Annotated in this window: 5 protein-coding genes and 3 pseudogenes; 6 read left to right on the top strand and 2 right to left on the bottom strand. The window is 56.7% G+C overall.

The features are described 5' to 3' along the window. The first annotated feature begins 68 nt into the window (after positions 1 to 68). Positions 69 to 1,085: a recombinase RecA gene (gene recA / locus HS105_09205; protein MBE7516767.1), complete on the top strand. Its 1,017-nt coding sequence runs from the start codon at positions 69 to 71 to the stop codon at positions 1,083 to 1,085. An 86-nt stretch (positions 1,086 to 1,171) separates the two neighbouring features. Here recA and HS105_09200 read toward each other — a convergent pair whose 3' ends face one another. Further along, on the bottom strand, positions 1,172 to 1,612 hold the full coding sequence (locus tag HS105_09200) for a hypothetical protein (GenBank protein ID MBE7516766.1): 441 nt from the start codon (positions 1,610 to 1,612) through the stop codon (positions 1,172 to 1,174). A 252-nt stretch (positions 1,613 to 1,864) separates the two neighbouring features. On the opposite strand from HS105_09200, the gene HS105_09195 reads away from it, so the two are divergent. The 5 genes and pseudogenes from HS105_09195 (at position 1,865) to HS105_09175 (ending at position 10,800) form a co-directional block, all read left to right on the top strand. Next, positions 1,865 to 4,831, top strand: a complete 2,967-nt coding sequence (locus tag HS105_09195) for an InlB B-repeat-containing protein (protein ID MBE7516765.1) — start codon at positions 1,865 to 1,867, stop codon at positions 4,829 to 4,831. A gap of 338 nt (positions 4,832 to 5,169) precedes the next feature. After that, positions 5,170 to 6,048 (top strand): annotated as a pseudogene (locus HS105_09190) (hypothetical protein). Between the two features lie 1,605 nt (positions 6,049 to 7,653). After that, a pseudogene (locus HS105_09185) lies at positions 7,654 to 7,737 on the top strand (chitin deacetylase). 621 nt (positions 7,738 to 8,358) lie between these two features. Next, positions 8,359 to 8,448: pseudogene (locus tag HS105_09180) on the top strand (energy transducer TonB). 78 nt (positions 8,449 to 8,526) lie between these two features. Beyond that, a complete protein-coding gene (locus tag HS105_09175) occupies positions 8,527 to 10,800 on the top strand; it encodes a hypothetical protein (GenBank protein ID MBE7516764.1) in 2,274 nt (757 codons plus the stop codon). A gap of 81 nt (positions 10,801 to 10,881) precedes the next feature. Here the strand turns inward: HS105_09175 and HS105_09170 are convergent, their stop codons facing one another. After that, complete coding sequence (locus HS105_09170) at positions 10,882 to 11,163, bottom strand: hypothetical protein (GenBank protein ID MBE7516763.1); 282 nt, start codon at positions 11,161 to 11,163, stop codon at positions 10,882 to 10,884. Between the last annotated feature and the right edge of the window lie 10 nt (positions 11,164 to 11,173).

Below are 11,173 nucleotides of genomic sequence, written 5' to 3'. Positions count from 1 at the left end.
GAGTTTTGTTTCAGTGTTTCAGCTATGATACATTTCAGCGGTAGAGGATCGTAACGGAGAATAAAAGAATGAGTACGGATAAAAGCAAGGCGATCGAGTCGGCACTGCTGCAGATAGAAAAGAAGTTCGGCAAAGGAGCCATAATGCGGCTCGGCGAACGTCCGCACGAAGAGGCCGGCACCATCTCGACCAACTGCCTGAGCCTCGATGCCGCGATAGGCGTCGGCGGCTTTCCGCGCGGCCGCATCATCGAGATATACGGCCCGGAAAGCTCAGGCAAGACGACGCTGGCACTGCAAGTGTCGGCATCCGCACAAAAGATGGGCGGCATCTGTGCCTATATCGACGCCGAACATGCAATGGACCCGGAGTACGCACAGCGGCTCGGCGTCAACATCGACGATATGCTCATCTCGCAGCCCGATTCGGGCGAGCAGGCACTTGAGATCGCCGAAACGCTTATACGCTCGGGCAGCATAGACGTGATAGTGGTCGATTCGGTGGCCGCGCTCGTACCGCGTGCCGAACTCGACGGCGAAATGGGCGATTCGCTCCCCGGCCTGCAGGCAAGGCTGATGTCGCAGGCTCTTCGCAAGATCACCGCCATCGTTGCGAATTCGCGCACATGCTTTATCTTTATCAATCAGCTTCGCGAAAAGATCGGCGTGTTCTTCGGCTCGCCCGAGACGACGACGGGTGGCAAGGCACTGAAATTCTACGCAAGCGTCAGGCTCGACATTCGCCGCATCGGCGCCATAAAAGAGGGCGACAAGAACGTCGGCAACCGCACCCGCGTCAAGGTCGTGAAGAACAAGTGTGCGCCGCCGTTCCGCGAAGCCGAGTTCGACATAATGTACGGCGAAGGCATCTCGCGTGAGGGCGACCTGCTAGATCTTGCGGTCAATCACAATATCGTTGAAAAGAGCGGTGCGTGGTTCTCATACAGCGGCGAACGCCTGGGCCAAGGCCGCGATAACGTCAAGAAGATGCTGAAAGAGAATCAGGAACTTCTCGGACGCATCGAGGACGATGTAAAAGCGGCTCTCGGCTTTGTAAAGGCCGAAAGCGCACAAGCGGCACAGTAACCGCCGAGCAACGATCAAAGAGAAACGATACTTAGCCGCGCAGATTCGCGGCTAAGTTCGTATAGCGGTGTTTGCTGTCAGCAGCTTTATTGAGCCGGTTTTGCAGCCGAGTTTGCCGCTCGTTTTTTTGAAGGTATAGGGTCGGTCGATGCCGCGGTCGAAGGGTCATTCGGGTGCGAGTTCGACGACTGCCGCCGCAGTTCCTCGGGGCTTGGGATGCCCGGCGTCGGCGTCGCTCCCGGTTTTGCCTTCTGTTGGCGGCGGATCTCTTCAGGGCTTGGGATGCCCGGCGTCGGCGTCGCGCCCTTCGGCATATTCGAGTTGGCGGTTACGGTCGGAATGCCGGGAACGTTCACATTGGCGTTCCGGATCGGCTGAACCGATATGCCGGGCGGAAGGTTGCTGTTATCGAGTATCGCGGCGCCGTTCGCCCGCTTATTCGCATTCGCCGCGTTGCTGTCCGCCGCACCGCCGCATGCCGCAGCTATTATCGCTCCCAAGATCAAAACAAAAACATATCTCATCATTATATCTTCCTTGGATGAGCCGGCTCTTAATAACAACAGTCTAGGATATGCCGGCGTGAACCGAAAGGCGGCAAACATACGACCGATGACCAAACTAAAAAAAGCTTGACAGCCGAGAAACAGCGGACGTACTATTCCCGAAGATCACTCAGTTTAACAGTTCCCGGGTATTCACGGGTCCTAACAGTTCGCTAGCTGCTGTTACCGCCATTGGTATTCCGGAAGCCTATTAATGTAAGGAGAATTCTAACCATGGCACAGACAAGCATCGCATCTCGTCGGCTCACGTTGGCCGTTACTTTAACGGCATTTCTCGGTATCGCGATCGCCGCAGCGGGCGGCATACATTTATTTACACATGGTGCAGAGGCATCGGCACAAGAATTGAACGGTGCGGCCGGATCGCGCGCGGCGGGAGATGCAAAGTTTGACACTGCGATCCTCGGCGCGACTATAGCTTGGACAAATACGGGCTCGAGCACCGCATGGTACACAGCAGCAAACTGGACGCCGAATACCTCTGCGGTTCAGTGGCTAACGACCGACATCGCTCAATTCAATAATACGGGCAGTGCAACGATCGCCGGTATCAATATGAATACGGCCCAATTGTCGATCGGGGCGATCGAAATTACGTCGGCCCGCACACGCGATCTTGCTATCGGAAATAGTTCGACAGCGGCCGCCGGAACACTCACGCTGAACGGCGAGACGGTCAACTCTGTGGCAAATGTGATCCTTCGGAATGCGAGCGGTAACCGATTGACGCTTCGCGATTACGATACCGGCAGCGGAAAGACGATGAATGTCGCTCTTGGCAATCCCACCGAGAACGTGGTCAGCGTTGACGGTGCGGGTGACATCAGGATCGAGAGCGTGATCACCGGCGCTTCGAGGAACCTCACGATCCGCGGTGCCGGCCTAAATCTTTTGCGCTTGTCGCGGGCAAATACATACAGCGGAACAACGGTAATACAGAATAACGGAGCATTGTCAATATTGGCGGGCGGATCGATCGCAAATTCCGGCTCTCTTGAGATCCAAGGCGGCGGATATTTTGATGTCAGCGAGAATGCCGCAGGTTATACGCTTGCAGCCGACCAAGACCTGATCGGGTCGTCATCAACATCCCTCGCCGGTTTTGTGAACACGAGTTCGACACGCTTGCTTACAACCGGAGCGAATACGGACCTGCAGTTCCCGAATTACGGCGGCTCCGCACCGCCGCTGAAGGTCAACGGAGGCGGCAGTATCGTTCTCGCATCGACAAATACCGCTGCGATCAACGTCAGCAACGGAGGCACACCACTGGGACTCGGCGATCATCCGCTGATCGGCTCAGGTTCAAGCAACACTATCGCAGTAACCGGCACCGCCCCGGCGGCGGCGCCGACGATCACCGGCGACGGTATATGTTCGGGCTGTAGTGCGAGTTTGGTGATCAGCAGCGGACAGCTTGTGCTTCGCGTCGTTCTGGCAACATACAGCGTTACGTATAACGGCAACTCCAATACCGGCGGCACGCCGCCGGTTGACGGCAATGCCTACAATTCCGGCGATTGGGCCGGCGTTGCCGGGCCTTCGACGCTGGTCAAAAGCGGAAACATCTTCGGGTCGTGGAACACGGCGGCGGACGGCAGCGGAACACGTTATATGCCGGGCCAGAGTTTTGCCGTAACGGCCGATACAACTCTCTACGCGCAATGGACGCAGAGCCTCTGCTTTATGCAGAATCCGACCGGCAGCCTCGACACCTCGTTCGGAACGGGTGGCAAAGTCGGTACTAATATCGCCGGTTCGCAGGACTACGGCTACGCGCAGGCATTGCAGCCTGACGGCAAGATCGTGGTCGCAGGTGTTGCGTCGAACGGCTCAGACGACGACTTTGCACTCACACGCTACAACACGAACGGCACGCTCGATACGTCATTTAACGGTACCGGCAAAGTGACCACTGCATTTTCATCCGGTTCAAGCGATATTGCATACTCGGTCGCTGTCCAGCCGGACGGAAAGATCGTGGCGGCGGGTTCGACCTTCAGTGGCTCGAATTCGGATTTTGCTTTGGCCCGCTACAATGCGAACGGAACGCCCGATACGTCATTCAACCTAACGGGTATAGTAACGACGGATCTTGGTTTTGCTGACGACTATGTACAGTCAGTGGCGATCCAGCCGGACGGTAAGATCGTGGCGGCGGGGTATCGTTTTGACGGTACCAATTTTGAGGTAGCGGTTGCACGTTACAATGCGAGCGGCTCGCTTGATACCTCGTTCAACGGGACAGGCATGGTCGTAACGGCTGTCGGAAGCGGCGACATTCGCGCCACTTCGGTGCTAATTCAGTCGAACGGAAGGCTCGTGGCTGCCGGATTTGCGTGGGACGGCGTTAGTGACTACGACCTCGCGCTCGTTCGATACAATGCGGACGGCTCCATTGATACCTCGTTCGGCGTTTCCGGCATCGTAACAACAGATGTCGCGACTTCACAGGACTATGGTTTTGCGGCTGCCCTGCAGCCCGACGGCAAGATAGTTGTTGCGGGATCGGCAAGCGTCAGCCTTGATGTAAATTTCGTAGCGGCACGATATAACAGCAACGGTTCCCTCGATACGTCATTCAACGGCACCGGAATGGTGACAACCGCCATACTTGCCGCGTCCGATCAGGCGAACGGAGTTGCCATTCAGCCAGACGGCAAGATCGTAGCTGCCGGATGGACGGATAATGGCGCCGGCGCTTCCTTTGCACTTGTGCGATATAACGCCGGCGGTTCACTAGACACGTCATTCAACGGCACCGGCAAGGTAATAACGCCGGTTCTGGTCTCATTCAGCATGGCGAGCGCGGTTTCGGTTCAGGGTGACGGCAGGATCGTGGCCGCAGGTTTTGCCTATGGCGGGGCGGACTTCGATTTTGCTCTTGCGCGTTACGGAACTGATTGTACAACGGCGGCACCCGCGTCGATCTCAGGGCGAGTTACGACCGCTGACGGCTACGGTATCAGGAATGCGGTTGTGTCGGTAACCGGCGGAAATCTGGTGCAGCGCGTGACAGCGAGGACGTCGTCCTTCGGTTATTACAGTCTTGAAGGGCTGGAGGCCGGCCATACTTACGTCGTGATGGTAAACGCAAAGCGCTACACTTTCGCGGCGCCTACGCGGGTGGTAACTGTCAATGACAGCGTAACGGATATCGACTTTATTGCCGAGCCTTAGCGCGGCATTCTATCGTTCCCGTAAGAGCGAGACGAAAGGCCTTCGGAGCCGTTCTGCGGGCGGACTGCATACGCTCCGAACGTTTCGTTGAAAAATGGGGCTTGACTTTGAAGGCACTTTGGGTAGATACTAACGGCGATCAATTCGATTGAAACCTGAGTTCCTTTGCGGTAATGCCGCATTGCTGACATCACGCTTGCATTTTGTAATGCAATGAGGATGGAACAAATAAGAGAGTTGCTGACACGCGGGTGATAGGCATTTTGGCCTATGGCTTGGCGTGTTTTTGTTCGTAATTGGAGGAAATTGTGAGGAGAATATCAAGACTTGTTTTTGCAATGATGATGGCGCTGGCGCTTGTCGCCGGCACGGTTACGGCGGCGACGGTTACGATACCGTCAGCCAACACCAATGGCGGCGGTCAACGGTACCCTCTTGGGGCATATTTTGGCTACGAGCGCAGTGCTGCGATCTATACCGCGGCGGAACACGGAATGACAAGCGGCGCGAGTATCACAGGCGTTTGCTGGTATATCAACTCGCTCTCAACGCCGGCTGATACACCCGTCGTCATTCGTTTTAAGACGACAACGGCCGCGGACTTTCCGGCGGCCACGACGTTCGCCAGTGAGATCGCGGGTGCGACGCAGGTCTTCTCGCAGACGGTACCCGCGGCAAGCCTTACGGCGAACGCTTGGAACTGTTTTACATTGGATACGGCGTTTTCCTACACCTCCGACAACCTTGAAGTCCTTGTTGAGACCAACTACGGCGGCACCGGCGGCGAGGGCAGTGCGGCTAAGCTGCTGCGGTACTCGACAGCGGCCAATGCACATCAATACTGGATGACGGATAATAGCCCGCCGACCGGCGTTGGTACCCGTTCGAACAACAGACCCAATATCCAGTTCGTTTACAACGTACCTTCAGGGCCGGGTACGATAGACCTGAGTTCGAACGCCTATTCCGGAAATGAAGGAACCGTTGTTTCTGTACAGGTCAACAGGACAGGCGGTATGGATGGTGCCGTTTCGGTCGATTATGCGACCGGCGGCGGCACGGCGACCGCAGGCACTTGCGGCAGCGGCGGCGACTATGTAGCGGCAAGCGGCACACTCAACTGGGCCGATCAAGATATGACTGCTAAGATCGTTGCTGTCCAGCTTTGTTCCGATGCCATGCCGGATCCGGGCGAGACATTTAACTTCACACTATCTAACGTAACAGGAGGAGCGACGATCGGGGCGAACAACCCCGCAACGGTTACGATCACGGACGTGCCTCCGCCGCTTAGCGGAAGCTATAACATCCCGGGCGACTATCCGTCACTCACAAATGCCGGCGGCATATTTGAGGCGATCAACCTGTCCGGCCTCGCAGGCAACATCACGATCAATATCGCGGCTGACCTAACGGGCGAAACAGGTGCGGTGGCTCTGAATTCGTTCACCAGCGGCTACACGCTGGTTATCAAACCGTCCGGTGCGGCACGTACGATCAGCGGCTCTTCTGCCGGCGGAGTGATCAAGCTTAACGGTACTGATAATGTTACGATCGACGGTTCGCTTTCGGGCGGGACGGACAGGAGTTTGACGATCACCAACGGCACTGCAGGCGGCACTGTCATCTGGATCGCAAGTAACGGTGGTGTAGGCGCGAATAACACGACAATTCAGAACTGCATCATCTCAGGCGGCACGGGTGTTACGGCGGTTAGCGCGATCCTTGCGAGCAGCGGGGCGTCGCTCGGAGCCGATGCGACGGCACCGAATAATAACATCACGATCCGCAACAATGCATTGTTCCGTGTCCAGAATGGTGCATACATTCGCGGCACGGTTGCCGGAAGCGATACGGGGCTTCTTATCGAAGGCAATGATGTGGGCTCAACGGTTGCAGCGGATAAGAACACGTTCAGAGGAGTATTCGTCGGTAACACGACAGGGTTTGTTATCCGCGGCAATACGATCGCGGGTGTTGTGTCAACGCCGACAAGCACCGCGAAGATGACCGGCATACAGATCGGCCTTGTCGTCAACGGCGGCACGATCGAGAAGAATCGTGTTCGTGACATCAAGCAGATATACACGGGAACCTATGGTGCGACTGGTATCGATATAAGTACCGGTACAGGAACGTCGAATGTCGTGATAAAGAACAACTTCGTCAGCGATGTCAATCACGATATGTCGGGCGGTATCGCTTTCTCGCCGACCTACGGCGTATTCGGCATACAGATCGAAGGCGGAACGGACCATAAGGTTTACAACAACTCGGTCAACCTGTATGGAGCGATGCCTGGTACACCTACATCAAGCCATTTGACAGCGGCATTTGCCGTGAGCGGAACGACGCAGACGGGGCTTGATGTACGCAACAACATATTTGCGAACAACATCACAGGCGGTACGACCTCGATCGCTCACGTTGCCGTTTATTTCCCGTCAGGCGGCACGGCGGCAATGAACCTGCTCGATGACAGCAACTCGTACTACTACGGTACGGATGCCGCCAGTGCGGGAGCAGGCCAGGCCGGAACGACAGCGGGGACCAACTTCTTTACGAACCTCGCACTGCTGAAGGCATATACAAGTACGCTCGGCAATGCTACGAATGACGGTGCTTCGATCGAGTCAACGGGAGCAGTGCCGTTCACGAGTGCCGACGATCTGCATATTTCGAGTGCTGCACCTGAGTACGACGCGGGAGCCGCGATCGCATCTGTCACGGATGACATAGACGGTGACGCAAGGCCGCAAGGTACTGCATATGATATCGGCGCTGATGAGGTGATGGCAGCAACGCCAACACCGACACCGACGGCAACTCCGACACCGACACCGACGGCAACTCCAACTCCGACGGCAACTCCGACACCGAGTCCGACGCCAACGTGTACGCCCGCCTTCAGTTATGATAACGGGCCGATGGTTACGCATCCGGCAGGCGGCGCCGGCGGTGCCGACGCAAGTGCGGTACAGACCGGATTGGGTAATGGTACGTATGGATTCGGCGTTGCTGTGTCGAGCGGATACCGCATTGCAGATGACTTTACGATACCTGCCGGCGGAGCCAACATAGCTACCATCACGTTCTATACGTATCAGACCGGCTCGACAACAACGAGTACGATCAACGACGTACGTGTACAGATATGGAATGGTGCACCGAATGCGGGCGGTACGATTGTGTTCGGAGATACGACGACGAACCGTTTGGCTTCGACATCGTTCACGAACATCTATCGCGTGCTTGATACGGGGTTGACCAATAATCAACGTCCGATCATGCAAGTGGTAGCAACGATCAATACGACGCTTCCGGCGGGAACGTATTGGGTTGACTATCAGCTCGGCGGTTCGCTCGCTTCCGGCCCGTGGATGGTTCCTGTAACCGTGCTCGGACAGACGCAGAAGACCGGTTCGAACAGTATCCAGTGGAACGGTACGGCGTGGGGTGCCACTCTCGATACGGGCAACAATACGGCGCAGGATGCTGCGTTCACTATCCAGGGAACCGGCGGATGTGCGACACCGACGCCTACACCTACGCCGACGCCGACGCCGACGGCAACACCGACGGCAACGCCAACGCCGACGGCAACACCGACACCGAGTCCGACACCTTCGTGCAGCCCGTCGCTGATCACGGAAGGGTTCGACGACATCACGACGTTGGTTCCCGGCGGCTGGTTCATGCAGAACAACAGTGCACCGGTCGGCACCACGGGTTGGTTCCAGGGCAACGATACGGTATTCCCGGCACAGGCAGGGCCATCGACATCGTACATCGGTGCAAACTTCAACAACACTGCGGGAGCCGGAATGATAAGCAACTGGCTGCTGACGCCGGAAGTGACGATCCAGAACGGTTCAGTGATGAAGTTCTGGACGAGATCGATCGATCAGGATCTCTATCCGGATCGCCTGCAGGTGAGGATGAGCACCAACGGTTCGTCAACGAACGTCGGTACCTCGGCAACGGATGTGGGTGACTTCACCAATCTGCTGCTGGAGATCAACCCGACAGAGACGACGGGTCAATATCCTGAGGTTTGGACGCAGTACACGGTAACGGTAACGGGTGTTCCGACGCCGACGACCGGACGCTTTGCATTCCGTTACTTCGTACAGGATGGCGGTCCGACAGGCAGTGGCTCGAACTACATCGGTATCGATTCGTTCGAGTATGTCGAGCTCTGCGGCCAACCGACGCCGACGCCGACGCCGACGCCTGAGACCTGTCCGATAGTTTCACAAGACTTTGAGGCAGGATTCGGAGATTGGACAACGGCGAACAATTCGACCGGCGGCACTGATCCGAATGCTACCGCGTGGACAGTGGTAACGAATCCGCATTCGCCGGGCCACACCAGCAGTGAGACCATCAACAGCGGCGGCGGAGCACAGTTCGCTATCACTAATGCCGATGCGGGCGGTAGCGGTGTTCAGGTCAATACGACGCTGACATCACCGTCATTCTCGCTGGCAGGATTCTCAGGAGCCAACTTGAAGTTCAAGCACTATCTGAGATATCTCACCAATCCGCAGGTGATCGAGGCATCGACCGACGGCGGCAGTACATGGACGACTATCCAGACGTATAGTTCGACCCAGGGTACGGCATCAGCATTCGCCAATGCGACGGTGAGCCTTAATGCATACGCAGGACAGCCTGACGTGCAGATAAGGTTCCACTACCAGGGCGGCTGGATATGGTACTGGGCAGTGGACGACATCATTATCGAAGGTGTCGGCCCGTGTCCGTCGCCGACGCCGACGCCAACGCCTACGCCGACGCCGAGCCATTCGTTCTCGGTGAATGATGTACGGCTTTGGGAAGGCAACTCAGGAACGACAATGGCAACTTTCACCGTAACCTATACACAGGGAGCGGGTGCAAGTGTCTCGTATGGGACGGGGAACCGTACCGCGACCGCGGGTGTTGACTACACGGCAACGAGCGGTACGCTTACGTTCCCGGCATCGGGTTCGGATCAGACACAGACCGTATCGGTGCCTGTGGTCGGTGACACGAACAAGGAGCCGAACGAGGTGTTCTACTTGAACTTGTCGGCACCGACGAACGGAGCGACGATCCTTAACTTTCAGGGTATCGGCATCATAGTCGATGAGGATAGGGCCTATCCTGAGGACTATGACCGCGACCTGCACTCCGATTACAGCGTGTTCCGTCCGAGTGAGGCCCGCTGGTACATACGCAGATCGACAGATATATCGGCGTTTCTTGCGGACTTCGGCCTCGGTACCGATAAGCCTGTTACCGGGGACTTTGACGGCGACGGAAAGGCGGATATTGCAGTGTATCGCGCATCCACTTCGACATGGTACGTTCTTAGAAGTTCCGATGGTGTCGTTAAGGGGCTGACGGTAGGCTCGCCGAATGACAAGCCTGTTCCGGCGGACTATAACGGCGACGGTGTGACAGACCTTGCCACATATCATCCCGCAACGGGAATGTGGACGATGTACTCGATCGCCGACGGCACGACGACACAAGAAATCTTCGGTATTTCGACGGATACGCCGGTACCGGGCGACTATGACGGCGACGGCAAGACCGACGTTGCCATCTACCGCGACGGTGCATGGTGGATACATCTGAGCAACGGCGGCTATGTGACGGTCGGCAGCTGGGGCAACGCAACGGACAAGCCGCTTGTGGGCGATTTCGACGGCGACGGCATGACCGATCTCACGGTGTATCGCAACGGCAAGTGGTGGATACTCGGATCGCTCCGAGGTACATCTCAGGTGATTGCTTGGGGTGTGGCTACGGACATACCGGCACCGGCAGACTATGATGCCGATGGCACAACGGATGTGACGGTGTTCCGTCCGTCGCTGGGAGACTGGTTCGTGCTGCAAAGCGGAACGAACACAATGACAGGCCTGCATTGGGGCCTGCCCGGTGACATACCGATCGCATCAACGACCGTACCGCAATAACGGCGGTCGGCAAAGGCCGAACAAAGAGGCTTGAGTGCTCCGGCACTCAAGCCTCTTTTATATTGCCGGTAAAGAATGCGGCTACGAGCCTTCGATCGATCGGATGATCCGCTGAAGAAATATCTCGGCTCCGATCAACGTGATCTCTTTATCTTGTTCAAGGCCGCGAAGATATGAGGCGGCCTCACTGTCAATAAGATCCACGTCTGCCAGGTCGATCCGTACGCCGTAGCCCGTTTTGGCTTTGTGGCTGAGCGCGATCCGCCCGACGAGCCGCGCATCAGCCAGCAGCATCTCGCCCTTGATGCGAAATGTAGATATCGGTGCAGCTTCCTCATTGATCAGCGTGATCTCTGTCGGCATTCAGTATTGA

This window comes from Chloracidobacterium sp. (assembly GCA_015075585.1).
Taxonomy (GTDB): Bacteria; Acidobacteriota; Blastocatellia; order Pyrinomonadales; family Pyrinomonadaceae; genus OLB17.
Note: the sequence above shows the minus strand (reverse complement) of the source record. Positions and strands in the feature narration are given on the sequence as shown.

Excerpts from the sequence above, each read along its gene's own strand:
- recA (MBE7516767.1), top strand. The coding sequence starts at position 69 with ATGAGTACGGATAAAAGCAAGGCGATCGAGTCGGCACTGCTGCAGATA.
- HS105_09200 (MBE7516766.1), bottom strand. The coding sequence starts at position 1,612 with ATGATGAGATATGTTTTTGTTTTGATCTTGGGAGCGATAATAGCTGCG.
- HS105_09195 (MBE7516765.1), top strand. The coding sequence starts at position 1,865 with ATGGCACAGACAAGCATCGCATCTCGTCGGCTCACGTTGGCCGTTACT.
- HS105_09175 (MBE7516764.1), top strand. The coding sequence starts at position 8,527 with ATGCAGAACAACAGTGCACCGGTCGGCACCACGGGTTGGTTCCAGGGC.
- HS105_09170 (MBE7516763.1), bottom strand. The coding sequence starts at position 11,163 with ATGCCGACAGAGATCACGCTGATCAATGAGGAAGCTGCACCGATATCT.